The 18477-nt window shown below is 60.9% G+C and carries 15 protein-coding genes; 9 read left to right on the forward strand and 6 right to left on the reverse strand.

Annotation, left to right across the window (positions count from 1 at the left end; translation table 11 throughout):
* Positions 1–78: 78 nt before the first annotated feature.
* Positions 79–318, forward strand: coding sequence for a hypothetical protein (locus FYK55_RS22680; RefSeq protein WP_150078913.1), 240 nt, complete (start codon positions 79–81; stop codon positions 316–318).
* 56 nt (positions 319–374) lie between these two features.
* On the opposite strand, the gene FYK55_RS22685 is transcribed toward FYK55_RS22680, so the two are convergent.
* On the reverse strand, positions 375–629 hold the full coding sequence (locus FYK55_RS22685; RefSeq protein ID WP_150078914.1) for a hypothetical protein: 255 nt from the start codon (positions 627–629) through the stop codon (positions 375–377).
* A gap of 511 nt (positions 630–1140) precedes the next feature.
* On the opposite strand from FYK55_RS22685, the gene aroH reads away from it, so the two are divergent.
* The gene (gene aroH, locus FYK55_RS22690) at positions 1141–1569 is read left to right on the forward strand and encodes a chorismate mutase (RefSeq protein ID WP_150078915.1); all 429 of its coding nucleotides are present in this window, start codon (positions 1141–1143) and stop codon (positions 1567–1569) included.
* A gap of 3 nt (positions 1570–1572) precedes the next feature.
* Positions 1573–2592 (forward strand): hypothetical protein, encoded by a 1020-nt coding sequence (locus tag FYK55_RS22695; protein WP_150078916.1) that lies wholly within the window; start codon positions 1573–1575, stop codon positions 2590–2592.
* Positions 2593–2608: 16 nt separating this feature from the next.
* Here FYK55_RS22695 and FYK55_RS22700 read toward each other — a convergent pair whose 3' ends face one another.
* Complete coding sequence (locus FYK55_RS22700) at positions 2609–3361, reverse strand: hypothetical protein (RefSeq protein ID WP_150078917.1); 753 nt, start codon at positions 3359–3361, stop codon at positions 2609–2611.
* 305 nt (positions 3362–3666) lie between these two features.
* Between FYK55_RS22700 and ndk the strand changes: the two genes are divergently transcribed.
* A complete protein-coding gene (gene ndk, locus FYK55_RS22705; protein WP_150078918.1) occupies positions 3667–4125 on the forward strand; it encodes a nucleoside-diphosphate kinase in 459 nt (152 codons plus the stop codon).
* Positions 4126–4466: 341 nt separating this feature from the next.
* Here the strand turns inward: ndk and lexA are convergent, their stop codons facing one another.
* Complete coding sequence (gene lexA / locus FYK55_RS22710) at positions 4467–5075, reverse strand: transcriptional repressor LexA (protein WP_150078919.1); 609 nt, start codon at positions 5073–5075, stop codon at positions 4467–4469.
* Between the two features lie 828 nt (positions 5076–5903).
* Between lexA and FYK55_RS22715 the strand changes: the two genes are divergently transcribed.
* Complete coding sequence (locus FYK55_RS22715; RefSeq protein ID WP_161604691.1) at positions 5904–7793, forward strand: DnaA/Hda family protein; 1890 nt, start codon at positions 5904–5906, stop codon at positions 7791–7793.
* A gap of 452 nt (positions 7794–8245) precedes the next feature.
* Entirely contained in the window at positions 8246–9709 is a 1464-nt protein-coding gene (gene dnaB, locus FYK55_RS22720) for a replicative DNA helicase (RefSeq protein WP_150078921.1), read from the forward strand.
* A gap of 157 nt (positions 9710–9866) precedes the next feature.
* On the opposite strand, the gene FYK55_RS22725 is transcribed toward dnaB, so the two are convergent.
* Complete coding sequence (locus FYK55_RS22725) at positions 9867–10775, reverse strand: alpha/beta hydrolase (RefSeq protein ID WP_150078922.1); 909 nt, start codon at positions 10773–10775, stop codon at positions 9867–9869.
* Positions 10772–12724, reverse strand: a complete 1953-nt coding sequence (locus FYK55_RS22730; RefSeq protein ID WP_150078923.1) for a hypothetical protein — start codon at positions 12722–12724, stop codon at positions 10772–10774. The genes FYK55_RS22725 and FYK55_RS22730 overlap by 4 nt, the downstream gene beginning before the upstream one ends.
* A gap of 450 nt (positions 12725–13174) precedes the next feature.
* On the opposite strand from FYK55_RS22730, the gene FYK55_RS29220 reads away from it, so the two are divergent.
* Positions 13175–13867, forward strand: coding sequence for a BON domain-containing protein (locus FYK55_RS29220; RefSeq protein ID WP_161604692.1), 693 nt, complete (start codon positions 13175–13177; stop codon positions 13865–13867).
* A gap of 204 nt (positions 13868–14071) precedes the next feature.
* Here the strand turns inward: FYK55_RS29220 and FYK55_RS22740 are convergent, their stop codons facing one another.
* The gene (locus tag FYK55_RS22740; protein WP_150078924.1) at positions 14072–15058 is read right to left on the reverse strand and encodes an SDR family oxidoreductase; all 987 of its coding nucleotides are present in this window, start codon (positions 15056–15058) and stop codon (positions 14072–14074) included.
* A gap of 12 nt (positions 15059–15070) precedes the next feature.
* Here FYK55_RS22740 and FYK55_RS29225 point away from each other — a divergent pair, with 12 nt between their 5' ends.
* Positions 15071–15217, forward strand: a complete 147-nt coding sequence (locus FYK55_RS29225) for a hypothetical protein (RefSeq protein ID WP_161604693.1) — start codon at positions 15071–15073, stop codon at positions 15215–15217.
* Positions 15218–15621: 404 nt separating this feature from the next.
* The gene (locus tag FYK55_RS22745; protein WP_150078925.1) at positions 15622–18387 is read left to right on the forward strand and encodes a polysaccharide biosynthesis tyrosine autokinase; all 2766 of its coding nucleotides are present in this window, start codon (positions 15622–15624) and stop codon (positions 18385–18387) included.
* Positions 18388–18477 lie beyond the last annotated feature (90 nt).

Raw genomic sequence — 18477 nt, forward strand, 5'->3', positions numbered from 1 at the left:
CTGTCCGATACCGGTTGTGACGGGCCCTTGTTTCCTCGATGGTCCCGATACGTGAAGATCCACCAAAGGCATGAAGCCATGAGCCGCAAATCGACTTCTGGACGCATCACACGAGCTACCGCACTTGCCCTTCTGACTGGCACCTGCCTTGTTGGCGCGACCGGTTGCCAGGTCACGATGAACGGCCAGACGCTGCCCAGTCCGTATTACCTGCAGGATGACGTGCAGTACTTCCCCAGCGGTCCCGAGTTCAAACTGTCGCGTGAAGCCGCGGCGTTGAAAGCGGCCCGGGCCCAAGAGAAGCTGGATCGTCGGTAGCCCGCGGCCGGATGCGCCGATAGCTCGGAAAACGGACCGATCGGGAACCTGACCGATCAGGAAAGCTTTCCGATCGCTTCGGCGACCAGTGCCGGGTCGTCACTCTGACGCAGGTGCTGGATCTGTTCCGGGGACATCCCGGCCTTCTCCAGATGGCTGCACAGCCGTTTCCAGACCGTCTCGCGTTTCTTGCCTTCGCTGAGATACAACTCGGTCACCGCCTCCTGGGCCTTTTGCAGCCCGATGGCGTCACGGTTCTGGTAGTAATTCTTGATGATCCGTTCTTGGTATCGCGATCGATTAGCGCTCATTCAGCTGATTTCCCGGCGTCGGTGAGTGAAGGATTGCGTGGGCCCAGGGGCGACTTTCGACGCCCGGCTTGGAATTGGACCGTCGATTCGTGGGCGAAATCGCTGCCGGCTGTTCACCGTGCAGGCAATCGGCGGAGAAAACGGTGCAGACAAAATCGGCAGGCCTCCACGGTTATCGGATTGGCCGCCGACCGCCTATAGTAGGCATTTGAAAGGGCGGAAGACCAAGCGGGTCCAGGGACCGGTTGTTCGGGCAGTCGTCGGAAACCCGACGCGCGGCCATTTGGGGAGCGATCCGGCCGGCCGCCAACGGAATGCGACACGGGCTGCACGGAGCAGTCGGGCGAAACCGGACCTGGCGGAAGACCCGATCCCGAAACGGCCGGGCACACGGCCGGCCCGTTGAATCCGGGCCGAAACGGCAGCCAGCGAAGCAACAATGCCGCCAGCGCAGCAAAAATGCCACCAGCAAAGCAACAAGATTGTACCGATTGATGAGGGTTCAGCGCGAATGATGGTTTGCCGAGGAGTCCGCGGTGCGACGACGGTTCCGGTCGATGATCGCGACGAAATATTGCTGGCAACACGCCAGTTGCTGGCATTGATGATTCGGCGAAACGAGATCGACACGGCCGATCTGGCCAGCGCCTTGTTCACGGTCACCAGCGATCTTTCGGCAGAATTTCCCGCTCTGGCGGCGCGACAGTTGGGATGGCTGGAAGTGCCGCTGATGTGCGGTTACGAGATCACCGTCGAAAGGTCGCTGCCGCGCTGCATCCGCGTGCTGCTGCACTGGAACACGACCAAAGCCCAATCGGAAATCCAACACATCTACCTTCACGATGCGGTGAAGTTGCGCCCCGATCTCTCCGAACTGCCGGCGGTGGATTTCGAGGAGTTGGAGGAGTGGATTCAGACCCAGGTGAGTCCCAAGAACTGAGCAATGGCACGTCGAAAAACCGAGGTCCGATTTCACGCGGCGGTGGACTTGAGCGTCATCCATGCTGCTTTTGTCGTCGCGACGGGGGGACCGTGTGGGGATGCCAAAACGGAAGCGGCGCTGGTCGGGCCGACTACCGAGATCAACACCCGCTTGATTTCCGCCTCGGTCGATGTGCGGGGATTCTGGTCGGCACTGTTCGCCGCGGTGGCGGCCAAGCAGGCAGCCCGCGACGCCTGTGAACCGGCCTTGTTGGCTGCCGGGTGCAGTGAACTTCAGGTGGACCAGACCGCGCCGGCGATCGCCAGCCGACTGGATGAATGTCGTATCGCGTTTGCCAAACGGTTCCCGAAACTGCGCGAACAATTGCAACTGCGTTCGGGGCCGTTGAAGGATCGTTGGCAGACCTATGGCCCGGGCTTGTTGATTCAGACGGCCGGTCAAATCTGGGCGGCCGCGCCGCCGGATGACTGGTGGCCGCCGCGGATCGATGTGTTGTTGGTGCAACCGATGCGGGGTGGCGACGGCGGATTCGATTCCAGCGAAGGCCGGGTTTGGATGGAGGCGATGTTGACCGATGCCGATCCGCAGGTGAGCGAATTGTTTCGGTTGGCCTATTGGATCACGCGGGTGGCCGTCGGGCGGCATTTGAGTGCCACGCTGGGCGTTCCGAGCGAACCGTCGGCGCCGGAGGACTTTGGGTCGGGCACCCATCGCGTCTCGTCACTTCCCTGGGACCTGGGGTGTGTCCCGGTTGTGCTGGCTGCCGGACACGAGTTGGAAATTCTGCGGACCGACAAGCTGCCGATCGCCGACGCAATTCGGCTGTGGCGCTTGGGCGACCCCGCCGTCGGCCAGGTCGTCGATCAGTGGTGGCAACAGTGGGGCGATTCCAAGGCGCCGACACCGGTGGCACTCAAAGCACTGGACCGGATGTTGGAACCGCTGCGTCGGGCCGGCGAGGCCGCGGGCGGCGCCGCGCGGCGCGGATCGGCCAACACCACTGAGCATCCTCGACGCTGAAGACTCTCGACGCCGATCATCGTTCGCCGCTGTCGTCACCGATCTTGACCTTGATCGACCCCAGCATCTTGGTCATGTCGGCTTCCTTGCGACCGACGAACAGGATGTTGTCCAGGACGATCGATCGTTTCTCGGTGCTGGGGTGCAGGATCAAACGTCCGGCTCCCAGCAGCAGGTACTCAAACACGTCATTGATCTCTTTATCCACACGCAGGTTGGGTGCCGGGTAGCGTTTCAGGTCACTGAGCAATCCGTGGTGGTGCAGCAATTCGTTGTTGGACAGTTCCCAGTAGTTGAATCGTGCGCTGATGAACATGGCGATGTACATCAGAGTCATCGCGACACTCATGCACAAGAAGAACATCGTGTTCGCGACCGGTCGGATGCGAACGGCATAGTCTCCCAAGGTCGGCAACCAGTCGGGATAGACTAGAAACAGCATCCAGGCGCCGAGGGCGAAGGTGGTGATGACGAATACCAACGTCAGGGAGGTGGCCCTGGGAAAGTCGAACACGATCACAAACAGGTTGGCCATCATGACGCCCAGGAACAAACCGGTCACCACGACCGGCGTCGTTTGCTCCGGGGAAACGCTGCTGTATTCGCCGGCCCACAGGACCACCGTCGCGATCAACGACATGATCAACGTGGGATACATGAAGATGAACTTCGGATACGGGATCAGGTAAATCCGTTTGCGTTTCTTGTGCGTCGACGCAGCTTCGGAACGACTTGCCGTCGCGCTGGATTCAGATTCGGTTGTGCTCATTCATTTCGCCTTGTGGGAATGATCCGTCGCGGACTGGTGCTGCTTGTCGGACGGGGCTTTTTGGTTGGGCCCCGAAAGGGCTGCTTTGGGGCGCGCCGCATCGCCGCTTTGACACCTCGTCAAACGCTTGACTCTAGCACGTCCGATGGTCCCGCTTAATCCCCGACACGCCCGCTTCGCGCCGTCAGGGGCGGAGTCGATAATCCGGCGCTGATCCCGATTTCCGCGGCCTGATGTGCTTTCTCGCAGGTCGCCGGGTCCCTTCCCAGATGAAACTTGCCGGAGCTTGTTTGATGAGCGATTCGATGCAGCGCACCCTTGTCTTGCTGAAACCCGATGCGGTCGAACGCCGCCTGATCGGACAATTGATCTCGCGTTTCGAAGCCAAAGGGCTGAGCATCGTGGCCATGAAGATGTTGCGTGTGACGCCCGATCTGGCAAAGCAACACTATGCTGAGCACGTCGAAAAGCCCTTCTATCCCAGCTTGGAGTCCTTCATCACCTCCGCGCCGATCGTCGCGATGGCGATCGACGGGCTGGAAGCCATTTCGGTCGTCCGTGAGATGCTGGGAGCGACCAGTGGTCTGAAAGCCGCCGCCGGCACCATCCGTGGCGATTTCAGCAGCAGCCGACAGATGAACCTGGTTCACGCCAGCGATGGTCCCGAAGCGGCGAAGCGCGAGCTGGACTTGTACTTCACGGCCGACGAGTTCTGCGATCACACGTCGGTTTTGACGCCGTTTCTGCGGGCGGACGACGAGTAGAGATTGCCCTGGGACCGGCCGCGAAGAAACGGTCGGTCACGAAGATCGCCAGGCGGAGCCTGCGTTTCAGCGGGTTCCAAGGCGGGAGCCTTGGAACCAGTGAATAAGAGACACACAGGCCGCTGGCCTCGTTTGGCTGGCCGCGATGTCTTGGCGATCGGCAGGCGGAGCCTGCGTTGCAGTGGGTTCCAAGGCGGGAGCCTTGGAACCAGGGAATCAGTGACACACGGTTCGCTGGCCTCGTTTGGCTGACCGCGATGTCTTGGCGATCGGCAGGCGAGCCTGCGTTGCAGTGGGTTCCAAGGCGGGAACGCCTTGGAACCAGGCATGGGGTGAGGGTTTTACAGCCCGTTGCGGACGACCCCGACAGCAACGCCAATGATCTTAGCTTCATCGACAAAGATCGGCGACATCTCTGAATTGGCCGGTTGCAAGCGGATCCGATTGTCTTCGGGCTCGGGAAACCAGAATTTCAGCGTCGAGTCGCCGGAGGGAAGTTCGGCGACGACCATTTGCCCGGGCTCGGCGACGTCCTGCTTTTGGACCACGACGAAATCGCCATCTTGGATGTTGGCGTCGATCATCGAGTCCCCGGAAACCTGCAGGATGAAACGATCGTTCTGGCAAAACATGCCGCTGAAATCGACTTGATCGTTCTTCTCGAATGCCAGGGTGCCTGCGCCGGCGGCTACCTGACCGGCCATCGGCAGGCTGTGGCCGCGGCGATCGATGCTTTCGGTCAGCTCGATCGCTCGCGATTTATTCGGGCTTCGTCGGATCAGCCCTTTGCGTTCCAATGCCCTCAGGTGGCACATCACTCCATTCGGGCTCTTGATACCGAAGGCTTCTCCGATCTCACGGACGGTCGGTCCATAGCCTCGGTTGAGGATCAATTCCCGGATGAGTTCGTACACGCGCCGCTGGCGATCGGTGAGCGGTCTGGTCGACATTCGCTGGCCCTAACAAAGAAGAGAAGAGGTGTCGTCGCAGTGACAACAATCGTAACTTTAGCTCATGGATGCATTTCAGTCCATGAAGCCACCCGTCGGCGTGACGCCGCACCGGATGACATTTGTCCAATGTCACTGAGATAATCGGAAGCCTCGCAAAGTTCCCGACGCAAGCCAATCGGGGAATTCACACGCCGTGCCGAAATGGGCCATTTTTTCCCGTCAGGACGCCGGGAATCGGTTGCGAATCGGGTCCGGTGAAGATTCGGAGTGGATGCTGCAAGCGGTTGCTGTAAAAGGAGTTAAAGCCGAGGGGGTGGGTCGCTTGAGAGAATTCGGGGACGAAATCCGACATTTTTTCCACCTCCCGGAAAACTCGCCGGGGGACACTTCCCCCGGCAGATTGCCCCCGGCTGACAGCCCATCCTGACCGGGATTTATTGCCCGAACCGACACATCGGGAAGCAATCTGATCAAAGGCCGATCAAGATGCTATCAATCGGTTTGACTTGCGTGCTAGCAAACCTAGAATCTCGCCCACTCGATGAACGTCAGATGAAGAACGCGGCAAGGGTCAGTCCCGAGCCTGGCTGTTCAGGAGGCGGATCGAGTTTGAATTGACGAGGGAGGCTGAGATGCCACCCAGCGGAGCTAGGTTGGCTGCTTGTCTTGCCAACGCTTTGGCTGCTTTTCCGAGTCAGTTCGGTTGTCGTCCCCGCCCAATCAGCTCACTCGGTTCACGTGTCTCGAATCGGGTCCGCTTGCATTGGGCGCCCACTCCCCACACCGATCTCGCGAACGTCCATGATGGAGGATTGCGCTCCCGGTATGTCAACAACGCAAGGCTGCAACGATGACAGGGACGTCGTCGATCGATTCAAGGAGGCATTGGAGCAGCGTGTGGGGCCCGAGCGGTTCGACATTTGGTTCGCCAGAATCCGATTCGAATACCGCGACCCTCAGTCCCCCGGCTCTGATCCGCCAGAGCACGCTGCGGTTGCCAACCAAGGTCCCGTTGCCAATCCATGCAGGACCGAAGCATCGGACCCGTCGGATAGCGGAGAACCGGATAGCGGAGAACCGGATAGCGGAAAACCCAGTCGCGGAGAAACGACCCGGGGAAGGGCGCGGGGAAAACTGGCCGCGATTGCGCAGGGTCAGTTCGCGGCCGATCGGCTAAGCAAACATTTTCTGTCGGCCATGCGTGGTGCGGCTGCCACCGTTTTTGGCGGCGATACCGCGGTGGTGATCGAAGTCGACGACACGCCGGCCCAACAGGTTCCGTTGCCGTTTTGTGACGCTCCGACGGAGGGTGCCGGGGGTGCGGATTCCACCGCGGCGCAGTCCACCGATTTGCAGTCCACCGGGGTGCAGCGCGTCGACGGCCCGGCGGTTGTGCCTTCCCGACCGGCTTCCATTTCGCGCCGCGCCACAAAAGGCCACGGTGGATCCGGAGCCAAATCGCTGCGTTCGATTCTGAGCGACGGCACGAATTCTCGGCGGCCGGGAGCACCGCGGCAGGGCACCGGTCGACCTTCGACCGCGGCGGAGCACGCCCGACAGTTATCGTTGCCGGAACTGGAAGCCGGGCTGAGCGCGGCGTCCGCGACGGGCCCCGCTGGCCGTCCGGCACAGTCGGCGCCCCAGGCGACGCAGCCATCTCCGTCGGGCCAACCTTGCAAATCGGGGCACACCTGGGAGAACTTCGTCGCCGGCAGCTGCAACGAATTGGCGCGAACCGCCTGTCAGATGGCAATTCAGAATCCGTCCGTCGCGTCTCCGCTGGTGTTGTGGGGGCCGCCCGGTTGCGGCAAAACACATCTGCTCAGCGCGGTAGCGGGCAAGCTTCGCGGATTGCACCGACTGCGTCGCGTCGTGTTGATGTCGGCCGAGGAGTTTACGAACGATTTCATCAAGGCGTTGAACACGAATTGTTTGCCGGCATTCCGGCTGCGGTTTCGCGATGTCGATGCCTTGCTGATCGATGACATTCAGTTTTTCGTCGATAAGAAGGCAACGATTCGGGAGTTGCACCACACGATCGAATCACTGGCTGAGTTTGGAAAGCCGTTGGTCTTCGCCGGCACCAAGGCGCCCACGGAAATCCAGGGTTTGGGCAGCGAGTTGTCTGGCCGCCTGGCTTCCGGGCTGGTCTGTCAGGTGCAATCGTTGGACGTTGCCACTCGGATGGAACTGTTGCAGCGGTACGCCGACCAGCGGTGTTCTTTTGCGTGGCCGCGTGAGACGCTGAAGGAAATTGCCGAATTGGCCGATGGCGAGGGGCGGGTGCTCAGCGGGATCGTGAATCTGGTCGCGTTGCTCCAGCGGATGCTGGGGGAAATGCCAACGATGCAGCAGATCCGACAACACGGCAGCCACCTGCTGCGTTCCTCGGGCGTCCCGATCACGTTGTCGGCGATCGAGCGGGCGGTCGAAAAGGTATTCGAATTGGACTCCAAGTCGTTGCAGTCCAAATCGCAGACCAAGGCGATCACCGAGCCGCGGATGTTGGCAATGTTTCTGTCGCGCGAGATGACCAGCAGCGCATTTTCGGAAATCGGCGGTCACTTTGGGGGACGCAGCCACAGTACGGCAATCCTGGCGACCCAGCGGGTGCGGCAATGGATCGACGGCGGTAAAGCCATCGGCCGCGGGCGGGCGGCCCTGTCGACCGACGAGGCCATCCGACGGATCGAATCCATGCTGAAAACCGGCTAAACGGCGTCGACGTTGCAACAGCCACGGTCTCCTAGGACGTCGTGCCGCTTTTCGGGCCAGCAGATGACGCGTTTTCTGAAATTCACCCTCCCTCCGGGAGGGTCAAAGGCGAGGCACGAGACTTTGGGGAGGGTGCCTTAATGAACCAGCTGAAATCAGTTGCGACGGACGGGCCCTCCCCGCGTCGTCGCAAGCTCCTCCGCGACCCTCCCGGAGGGAGGGTGAAGCAATGCTGCACAACCTGCTAGCGGAAGGGTGAAGGTTGTTTTTGAGTGTTTGCACTGCTGTCGATACCGATGCACGGCTAAATACCGATGCACGGCGTGCCGGATGGAAATGACTTTCCATCAGCGTTTTACAGGTCGTCTCCGGTTGGAGTCTAATACGATTCGGGCCGTCGTCTATTTACCGCCACCGTCATCTGATTCTTTCGCCATCCAAGGACCGGAACTTTGATCGCCGACGATTTCGACAACTCGCGAAGAAAGAACAAGAAGCGCCCGCAAAGTGCCGCGGAAATACTGCAGCGCCAGCCGCCCTACGATTTGGAAGCGGAGATGGGGGTGTTGGGCAGCGTCCTGCTGTTGCCGGAAGTTTGCGACGACATCGCATCGCTGAAAGCCGAAGACTTTTACGACGATGCCAATCGAATCCTGTACGGTCATTTGCGCGAGATGTACGACAGCGGTGACAAGATCGATGTCACGTTGCTGGTTTCGCGTTTGAAGACGTCGTCCGAGTACGAAACGATCGGAGGCGGGGCTTACCTGGCCCGCCTGGCCAATTCCGTACCCAACGCGGCCCACGCGGTTTACTACGCGGGGATCGTGTCCGAAAAGGCGGTGTATCGCAATCTGATCGAGGCCAGCACGGAGATCCTGCGCGACGCCTACGACCAAAGCAGCGATGCCCGGGAGTTGTGCGCCCAGGCCGAGCAGAAAGTCTTTTCCATCATGGACGGACGCTCGACCAACTCCTTGCATTCGATGAGCGATGTGCTGCATGCCGCCATGGATCGCATGGAGGCGAGATTGCGTGGCGAGGTCACCGATGGCACGGTGGAAACGGGATTGACGGACTACGACACCATGACCGGTGGGCTGCACAACGGCGAACTGATCATCTTGGCGGCGCGGCCGTCGATGGGCAAAACGGCGTTGGCGATGAACATTGCCGAGCACGCCGCGATCGAGATGCGGCAACCGGTGCTGTTTGTCAGCTTGGAAATGTCCGGGATCGAATTGGCCGACCGGATGCTGTGCTCGCTGGCCCGCGTTAACGGACACCGGCTCCGCAACGGAACGATCAGCGCCGACGATCAATCCCGTTTGATCAACAAGGCCAACGAAATCAGCGCCGCTCCGTTCTTTGTCGATGACTCCCCCAGCCGAACGGTCAGCGAAATCGCCGCGGCGGCACGGCGGATCAAGCGGAGGCATGGAAAGAACGGCGGCGAGGGAAATCTGGGGCTGATCGTGATCGACTACCTGCAGCTGATCGAACCGGACAACTCTCGCGACCCTCGTCAGGAGCAGGTCGCCAAGATCGCGCGTCGGCTGAAAGGCCTGGCGCGGGAACTGGAGGTCCCCATGCTGTGCCTGTCGCAGCTGAACCGCCAAGCGGAAGACAGCAAGGATCACCGTCCCAAACTGAGCCACCTGCGTGAATCCGGCGCCATCGAGCAGGATGCCGACGTCGTGATGTTCGTGCACCGCGAGGAGTACTACCATCGCGGCGAAGAGCGGGCGCAGTATGCGGGTCAGGCGGAGATCATTATCGCCAAGCAGCGGAACGGGCCGGTCGGTGACGTGCAACTGACATGGGAATCTGATTTCACCCGGTTCAGCAACCGTGCGCCCGAGCGGCACGACGAGTTCAGCGATTACGCCGAGTTCACGGCGCCGGGCGGCTTTTGATCGCGGCTTGCAAACCGTCGCTAAAACAGCTGGACAGCGGCGCGATGCAGTCGCCATGCTCGCCAGCGTGTGCAGTAAACACACTCGCCAGCGTATGCAGTAGGCACGCTCGCCAGAGCGTGAAAGTTGCACCAATCCCGCCGAATGCTGTGACCGCCTACAGGTGTTGCTTCAAGAATTCTTCCGGCGACAAAATCGTTTCAATTTCGGACGGCTGGAGATTGGGGTACCGAAAAACGCAGGGCACCCCGGCCTGGTCCAGGCATTCCTTCAGGTACTGACCGAACCGCGGGTGATGAATCGACTCGTTCGGGTTGGCCGTCGGTGGCAGCGGAGTCGGCGTCAGTGGCATGTGGTACCGGAGGTACGTCGGCGGGTCATCAGCCGTCACGTAGGTCGCCGGGCTGGCCTGGCGGACCAACACGCGTTTCTCCGGGTCCTGCAATTCCGACAACGCCTGAATCCGGAACAGGGGATAGGCCGCGATGTGAATCCGTTCGGGACCACCGACGTGTTTCAGAATCCAATCGGGATCCAAGGTGGTCGGGGCATCAAGCGGAAGCACGCAGCGGACGCGGGTGCTTTGATGCAGCACCGGGTCGTCGGATTCCGGATCGGCCATGTCGTCGCGGTAGGCGACCCACATCGCCATCACGGCTCCGGCGGAGCTTCCGGAAAGGGCCACGCGCTCCGCATCGAGATTCCATTGGTTGGCGCGACTACGGACAAATTGCACCACCCGGGCAGCGTCTTCCATGGGCGCCGGGTAGGGTGCGGCGTCCGGGCTGCCGACGGTGAACCGATAGTTGGCGCTGACGACAGCGATGTCCTGCTGCAGGTACCAGGACGGGGCAATGCCGCCCTTGTCACCCATCATCCAGCCTCCCCCGTGCAGGTAGATCAACACGGGGGTCGGGCCGGAGGGATCGGGCGGCAGGTAGACATCCAGCGTGTTGCGATGAAAGCGACCGTATCGGACATCGGCGTGGGTCGGCGAAGCGGCAAAACTGGTGGTCGCCGAAACGACCGCCAACAACACCAGCCCACCAAGCAGTCCCGGTCTCATTCCTTGTCCTCATCCTCAATCGGGTCGGCGCGAAGCGTGTAGAAACCGAAATGGATTCCATCGGGTTCGTCATAACCGAATACGCCAGTCGGGGCAAAGTATTTTTCGAATTCGGAGAACGGCGGCAACTCGTTGCGATCAAGCAGTTCAGAAAACTTGCGCGCGACCACGTTCCCTTCGCCCGCGTGGCGGAGGGCGTTTCGTGAGTTCTCGTCTTTAGCCAGGTCGTAAATGACTCGAATGCTGTCGCTGCCTTTCAGGAACGACAGCAGGAACGGCGACTCACCTTTCAACTGGCCGCCCAGTTCCCCGGACACCAATCCGTACTCTGGCAGATCCACCAGGCGTGGCAGGTTGCCGCCGGCGGCCAAAGAGGCTTTTTCGATGAACTTGGTGCTGTCGGCGTACACCAGCCAGTCGCCCAGGATCACCAGGGAAGGCTCGGGCCGGCGCATGTTCTCGGGGAAGTTGGGGCCGGGCCCGCGCAGCCGATAGACGACGTGCCCGCCAACGGTTTCCACGGTGAGGGCGTTCGGCATCCGGTCGCGAACTTTGGCGATCACCGATTTGGCTTTGATGGTGTCGCTCAACTCGAAAGCGAAAACATTGACACCGCTGTTGAACCGAATTGGCATTTCCATCCAAGCGGCCCGGATGACCCGTCCGGTCAGGTTGTCGATCACGTCTTCCTGCAATTCGACACCCAGGCGGGTTTTCAGGGGCGTCTCCACGGCGTTCTTGAGCGCTTCTTGACCCTGGAAACGTTCAAAGATTTTGCTCAGGTTCGTGTACGTTTGGGCAATGTCCCAGTGGATCGAGGTGTAACCGCTGACGGACGCGGGGACCCAATTGGGCGGCGAGGTGTCACCGGTTTCGGGCCGCAGGACCCCCAGGACGCCATCCCGCGGCGGCTGGATGTTGATGTGGTAGTGGGCGATGCCCTCAAACACATCGCCGCCGCGAAAGGAGCTGCCCGCGATCCCACCGATCCGCGATGCACCCAGTTCCTGAAAGACCGGCCAGAACAATCCGGCGGTGAGCGAACCGCTGCGTTTGACGACGCGGTCGATGATCGAATGGGGATCGACAAAAAACGTCAACTGCGGCCGAGTCTCTTCCGCACCCACGCACCGGGAGATCATGGTTCCGAACGTGGCGTTTTCTGCCAACGTCGGCTCGTCGCTTTCACCGTTCCAGTGATCAAGCACGTCTTGGGCACTGCGGTGGCCGACACCGATGACCAGCGTATTCTCCTTCTCAAAGAACTCGATCGGCATCCGTCCTGGTCGGCTGGGAAGGAGGCGGGTCACCTCGGTGCCGTCAACTTTCTTCGTTCGCAAGCGAAACGGTCCTTCGGTTGCCCGCTGTTGCAAGCGATCGACGATCGACATCAACGAATCGATGTGCTCGCCGGCGTCAATGATCAACGTGCCGCCGAACGAGTAGGCCTCGCGTCGACGCAGAGTCTCCATCCGGCGTTGGCGGGTGTCATCATCCTCGTCGTCAAAGTCCAACTCCGGCTTGTCATCTTCGTCCAGCGGCTTGGCCGGATGCACCGCAATGGCGACCTGTCCATGGGGGATGGCCAACAATTCGTCCAGCGAAACGCCGACCTCGTCACTGATGCGGTCAAACAGTTCCCTCGCGGTGACGTAGAACTCGTCGGCGAAGGGACGCATTTTGGGGTCGTTGAGCATCCTGCCCATCGAAGAGTTGCGCAAATCCTCACGAAGGTCGTCGGCGTCGTCCAAGCGGACATAGGCGAGCGTGTCGCTGGGCAACAGGCGCGGGGCGCCGGGCAACGTGGTGGAATCCGAAGATTCGTTCTCGATGGCAAATGCGGAGCCCGTCCATCCGAATCCTGCCAGCAAAACCGAAAGGGCAGCGACGTGCAACGGGCGCGATGCCGATGGACGTGATGGTGTACCGGGTGAAGAACCAGCGTTCATGGGATGCCTGATCAGCTAGCGAAAAGATGGGGAAAGACCGGCGGGGCGACCCGAGCCGGCCGGGAGTGCTCAATTTGACGACCGATCCGCCGGCATGGGCGGCGACGCCATCTGTGGGTTGGCTGTTTTCCGTCCCGGGTGAGTGCCTGTCCACCCGGCCTGGAGCCACGCGTCATCATTCGTACGTCGCAGTCGAATCTTGTTGCGGTGAGGAAAAGTATCTCCGAAACGAACCTTCACTCGCTCGGTTAGAATAGGAATGTCATGGGGAAAGCGGGCCGATTGCCGCGTTCGGTTTTCCCAGCTGGCCGATGGTGCCCATTCCGACGCCGCCGGACTGAGTCGGTCTCGGGGTGACGGACGAAAAAAAAACGAAACAAACCAGGGAAGCGACCAAACGATCGGGCCCGGCCGCGACGCGTCGTGGTGGGGTCGAATCGAGGAGTTGAAATGCGAAGACCAACCCAACTGTTCCGTGTTGCAGCGATCGTCCCGATGGTGGCGATTCTAATCCACGCGACGAACGTTCAGGGACAACAAATCGATACGGGGCAAACTGGCGGTCAGGCCGGCTCCGGTACGACCGGCGTGGGCGCGGGGAGCCAGTTTTCTCCCGACGGTCCGGACATGAGTGCCTTCGAAGGGATTCAGCGCGGCGACACCGTCGGCAGCACCGACACCCAGGGATTTGGCTTGGGCGGCGAGACGACCGGAAACGCGCGGACCGGCGGTGGCCTTGGCGGCGCGTTTGGAGGCGGTGCTTTGGGCGGCGGCGGTTTGGGTCGAGGCGGATTTGGCGGCGGGCTTGGGGGCTTGGGAGGATTGTTCGGAGCTCTGGGCGGTGCCGGTCAAGGAACATCCACGCAGCCGCCCGCGATCCGTGTGCGGCTGCGGTCGGCCGTCGAAGTTCAGCCCCTGGTTCCGACCACCGTTCGGCGGACGGCTGTTCGCAGATTGGTCGCGGTGCCGGGACGCGCCGGACTGGAGAACGTGAATGTGTCGATGGACGGTCGCACCGCAGTCCTGACTGGTGTGGTGGGAACCGCCAAGGACCGGCGGATGAGCGAACTGTTGTTGCGACTGGAGCCGGGAATCAGCCGCGTCGACAATCAGCTGGTCGTGCAGGAAGCGTCGCAACCCTAACGGCGTGATGCGGTTGGTAGTCCCGTAGCCACGCTCGCCAGAGCGTGGACGGTCCACTTGCAGTAGCCACGCTCGCCAGAGCGTGGACGATGCACTTGATGTGGCCGCGCTCACCAGAGCGTGGACGATGCAGCCTCGCCACCGTCTGACGACATTCGCTGCATCGGTGTGCCAGACGGTCCGCCAGGCCCTGGCGCCCTTCAGTTAAAACAGGCTGCGGTAGTAATCCACACTGCGACGCAGACCGTCCGGGATGTCGACTTCTGGTTCAAAGTGCAGTCGCTGTCGCGCTTCGGTGACGTCGGCCAACGAATCTTTGACGTCGCCCAGTCGGGGCGGCTCGTGGATCGGCTGGATGTCTTTGCCCAAGATGTCTCGCAGGGCATCCAAAAGTTCTAAGAGGGTGGTGCGCTGCCCGCGAGCGACGTTGAACACGCTGCCACTGACGTCCGGCACGGTCGCGGCGAGCAAATTCGCTTTCGCGACATCCCGCACGAAGACGAAATCTCGGGATTGTGTGCCGTCGCCGTAGATGACCGGACGCTCGCCGCTAAGAATCATCGATACGAACCGGGGGATCACCGCGCTGTATTCGCTTTGGGGATCCTGTCGGGGGCCGAACACGTTGAAGAAACGCAGGATGACCGTTTCCAGATCGGTCGTTTTGGCGAACGCCTGCATGTAGGCTTCCGCGGCTAGTTTCGCCGCCGCATAGGGGGACAGCGGAGCCGGCGGGTCGGATTCGCGTTTGCTGACGAATTTGGAATCCCCGTAAGCGGCGCTGGTGCTTGCCAGCACCATCCGTCGCACCTTGGCTTCGCTGGCGGCGGCCAGCAGATTGACCGTACTCGTGGCACACCAGGCATGGCACAGTTCCGGTTCTCGGACGCTGCGGGGGACACTGGCCATCGCCGCCAGGTGGAACACGCAATCGCAATCCGCAACCGCTCGGGCGGCAACCGAGGGATCCGAGGCATCGCCGCGTAAGAGTTCCATCGCGGCCTGATCGCCGAGATGGTCCAGATTGGATTCGAAACCCGTGCTGAAGTTATCCAGAACGCGGACCCGTGCCCCCTGCTCCAACAACGCGTCGACCAGATGGGATCCGATGAAGCCGGCCCCGCCGGTGACCAGACAGGTGCTGTCCCGCAGCGACTGCGTTCCGGCGGGAAGGGAATGAGGATTCGTCATGGAGGTGAACAAATGAGTAGTTGGTCGTTGGCGGCCGATCACTTCGGGTCGGGCGAGATGCCCGAATATCGAAGCTTTGATGAAAACTTAGATTGGGCGGATCAAATCCGCGAAATGGTCGTCGAAAGTACGGTGTTGTCGGCCGCAGAGTCTGCGTGATCCAGTTTTTGCTGGACCTAAAAGATTCTGTCGATCAAGGGGATTCTGCTGACCAGGAAGAGTTTTTGCCGCTTCCGGGACGCAAAATCGCTATGGAGCAATCTAACCGGGGGTTAGACTGTGACAGACCCGATGCCCGGTAGAGCTTGAAATCTATCCCGGTCGCTGCGCATTTGCCATTGCTTCAGTCCCGACACTGTTTTCCCGATGATTTGATGCCGCCGAACGGACGAGTCCGTTGGAACCGCAAACAGCGACGATCTGTGGAAGGGGCCTCGACGCCTTTGCTCTGAACGTCGACCTTTCCAGTCCGAGCGCGAGCCCGCACGGGGCGAATGCTCCGCTTGCCGTTGGCCCCGCAATGGCGCCCAAGCTTTTAAGCCGAATCCTATTGCCCAACGACGATGATCGCACAACAACCCGGCCCGACACGGGCGTCCCGTCCTTCTTCGGTCACCCCGACGTCGCCGTTTCCGCAATCGGTGGATGTCGTCGGCGCGCTATGGCGTTACCGCTGGGCCGTGGTGTTGCCGGCGTTGCTGCTGGGTGTGATCGGGTTTCTGGTGTATCTGCGGACGGAAGAGACCTATCGCTGCACGACTCGGCTGATGGTCGAGTCCAACCGGCCGCCCATTTTTGACGCGATGACCGGTGAGGTCGTCGGCGGCGTGCCGGACATCGAAGTCCTGGAGGCGCAGTTGTACAGCGACAAGGTCGCCACCATGGCCTACAGCAGCGTCGAAATGCAGCCGTTTCGTGGGCGGTACGAAAGCGACGTTCAGGTCTTCATCAAAAAGGTCCAGGAGCAACTGGAACTGGAGCCGGAGGTGACCGACGTCAAAACGGCCCAGTCGCTGGTCACCCTGCTGCATTTCGAGAGCCCGGACACCGAGCTTTGTGAAGCCGCCATCAAGTCTTACAGCCGCGCGCTGCAGCAGTACTTCAATGATCGCCACAAGAGTTCGCAGGGCGATCTGAAGAAATTGATTGATGCCGCCATCGGCGAATTGGCACCGGACCTAAAAGATGCCGAGCAACGGTATGCCGACTTCCGCCGTGACGCGGGCTTGTCCTGGGACAACGACGGCAAGGCGATCAACCCGCACCGCGAGCAACAGCAGTACCTGACTCAACGTCGAGCGACGCAGTACGAAGAGTTGCGGCGTGCCCAAACCATCTTGGCGTCGATGGAATCGGTTGCCGAGCAGGCAACCGATCCCCGGATTGCTTTGAACGTGATGAGTCAGCTGCTGGGAGTCAAAGTCAGCACGATCGGTGCCCAGCGCGATCCCGATCCGATCGTCGGCGACAGCTTGTTGGCCGAGATCGACTTGGAAAAGAAGTTGCTGCCACTGATTGTGGAGCGAAACCGGAATGAACGCGAGTTCGGTGCTTCGCACCCGACCGTCAAGGCGTTGGACAACGAACTGGAGACGACGCGGACGGAGCTGTTGCGTCTGGTCCGCGATCAGGCCGAACGAGTCACCAAGCTCCGCAAGGAGTGGTTCCAAGATCTCGGGGACCCCATCGAACAGGCGGAAAAGACGGTCGAAGCCGTGCTGTTTTCCAAGCGCGCCGAAGTGAAAATGCTGCAGGCTCACATCAAGGAGCTGGACGAGCAGATCATGTCGGAAAAGTTGAAGGCGGTTGAGCTGGCGGATGCCGAACAGACCAATGAGCAGTTGCTTCGCGAGATCGAGCAGTATCGAGAGCTGATGGGCCAGTTGAAAGAAAACATGGGCCGCATCGAATTATCCGAAGATGACGAGGGTTTGACCCAGGTCGTCGAACTTTGGGCCCCGACCAAGGCGTACCTGGTTGGTCCCAGTTTGCTGAAGATGGCCGGGGTCGGAACCGTTCTGGGCTTGTTGCTGGGAGGCGGTCTGGCGATTCTGCTGGAGAAAAACGCCAACACCTTCCGCGATCCCGATGAAATCAGTTCGCTGCTTGGCGTTCCGATCCTGACGCATGTCCCATTCTTCCGCGGCAAGAAACGCAAGGTCAAGAAGGGAGATGTGGATCCGTATGGAACCCTGTCGACCGATTTGGCGGTGGTGCACCAGCCGTCATCGACGGTCGCCGAGGCGATCCGGTCGCTGCGGACCGCCGTGTTCTTCGATGCGGCGGGGGCCCGAGGTGGCCGAGTTCTGCAGGTGACCAGCCCGCTGCCCGGTGACGGCAAGAGCACGATCGCGTGCAACCTGGCCTGCTCCATTGCCCAAAGCGGCAAACGTGTTCTGGCGATCGATTGTGACCTGCGGCGCCCGCAGCTGACGGACAATTTTGATTTGGATGACAAGCAGGGGCTGACCAGCGTGCTTAACGGAGACTGTGATCCGTTGGAGGCGACGCATCAGACGCCACTGCCGACGCTGTCGATCATGCCCTGTGGACCGATTCCGTCCAACCCGGCCGAAGCGCTCTCGCTGCCGCTGATGAATGAGCTGTTGGATCATTTGCGGGAACATTTTGACTACATCGTGCTGGACACCCCGCCGTTGTTGGTGGTGACCGATCCGAGCATTGTCGCCAGCATGGCCGATGCGCTGGTTTTGACGTTAAGGATTCGTCGCAAGAGTAAACCCAATGCCCGGGAAGCGATGAACATCCTGCAGGGCGTCGGGGCCAACGTGTTGGGCGTGGTCATCAACAATTCAGACGAAGCCGGTTCCAGCGACGGGTACCGTGGCTACGGGTATTACAAGCATGGGCGGTACGGCGGTCAGTACCGCCGCCGCAACGGTCAGGGGAACGCGACCAGCGTGGCGGTGTCCCACTCCAAACCGCTCCGGCGTCTGGAATCGCAAATTCAAACACCGGTCAACGGAGCGAATCATTCGGCCCGTTCGGCATCGGAGCCTGCGGCTGGTGGGCAGGCTGCAGCCGGTGGGCAGCCCGCGGCGAACGGATCCAACGGAACATCCAAGGCGCAGGTCTTTGTGCCACCGGATTCGCCGGCGGTTGCGGAGTGGCGTTCCCGTTCCGACAGGTCGCTTTCCGAACAGATTTCCTCCGAAGGAGAGGTCCCGGAGTCAGCTTCGCCCGAGCCCGTCGATTTATCCGACTCCGTCGAGCCGGAGACCAAAAGGGCGGACATTGACAGCCCGACCGCAGATCAATCCGCCTCGGAAAATGAAGCCGGCGTGGGACGAGCACATTCACCGGGCTGATCGGGACGGCGAACGTTCCTGGTTGCGCAACCATTCGGTGTTCGCTGGGAGCTCCCATGAGTGAATTTCAATCGCATCGGACGGCCTGCC

Origin of the sequence: Roseiconus nitratireducens, assembly GCF_008629675.1 — a bacterium.
In the GTDB taxonomy this organism is placed as follows: domain Bacteria; phylum Planctomycetota; class Planctomycetia; order Pirellulales; family Pirellulaceae; genus Stieleria; species Stieleria nitratireducens.

Excerpts from the sequence above, each read along its gene's own strand:
- FYK55_RS22680 (WP_150078913.1), top strand. The coding sequence starts at position 79 with ATGAGCCGCAAATCGACTTCTGGACGCATCACACGAGCTACCGCACTT.
- FYK55_RS22685 (WP_150078914.1), bottom strand. The coding sequence starts at position 629 with ATGAGCGCTAATCGATCGCGATACCAAGAACGGATCATCAAGAATTAC.
- aroH (WP_150078915.1), top strand. The coding sequence starts at position 1,141 with ATGATGGTTTGCCGAGGAGTCCGCGGTGCGACGACGGTTCCGGTCGAT.
- FYK55_RS22695 (WP_150078916.1), top strand. The coding sequence starts at position 1,573 with ATGGCACGTCGAAAAACCGAGGTCCGATTTCACGCGGCGGTGGACTTG.
- FYK55_RS22700 (WP_150078917.1), bottom strand. The coding sequence starts at position 3,361 with ATGAGCACAACCGAATCTGAATCCAGCGCGACGGCAAGTCGTTCCGAA.
- ndk (WP_150078918.1), top strand. The coding sequence starts at position 3,667 with ATGCAGCGCACCCTTGTCTTGCTGAAACCCGATGCGGTCGAACGCCGC.
- lexA (WP_150078919.1), bottom strand. The coding sequence starts at position 5,075 with ATGTCGACCAGACCGCTCACCGATCGCCAGCGGCGCGTGTACGAACTC.
- FYK55_RS22715 (WP_161604691.1), top strand. The coding sequence starts at position 5,904 with ATGTCAACAACGCAAGGCTGCAACGATGACAGGGACGTCGTCGATCGA.
- FYK55_RS22725 (WP_150078922.1), bottom strand. The coding sequence starts at position 10,775 with ATGAGACCGGGACTGCTTGGTGGGCTGGTGTTGTTGGCGGTCGTTTCG.
- FYK55_RS22730 (WP_150078923.1), bottom strand. The coding sequence starts at position 12,724 with ATGAACGCTGGTTCTTCACCCGGTACACCATCACGTCCATCGGCATCG.
- FYK55_RS29220 (WP_161604692.1), top strand. The coding sequence starts at position 13,175 with ATGCGAAGACCAACCCAACTGTTCCGTGTTGCAGCGATCGTCCCGATG.
- FYK55_RS22740 (WP_150078924.1), bottom strand. The coding sequence starts at position 15,058 with ATGACGAATCCTCATTCCCTTCCCGCCGGAACGCAGTCGCTGCGGGAC.
- FYK55_RS29225 (WP_161604693.1), top strand. The coding sequence starts at position 15,071 with ATGAGTAGTTGGTCGTTGGCGGCCGATCACTTCGGGTCGGGCGAGATG.
- FYK55_RS22745 (WP_150078925.1), top strand. The coding sequence starts at position 15,622 with ATGATCGCACAACAACCCGGCCCGACACGGGCGTCCCGTCCTTCTTCG.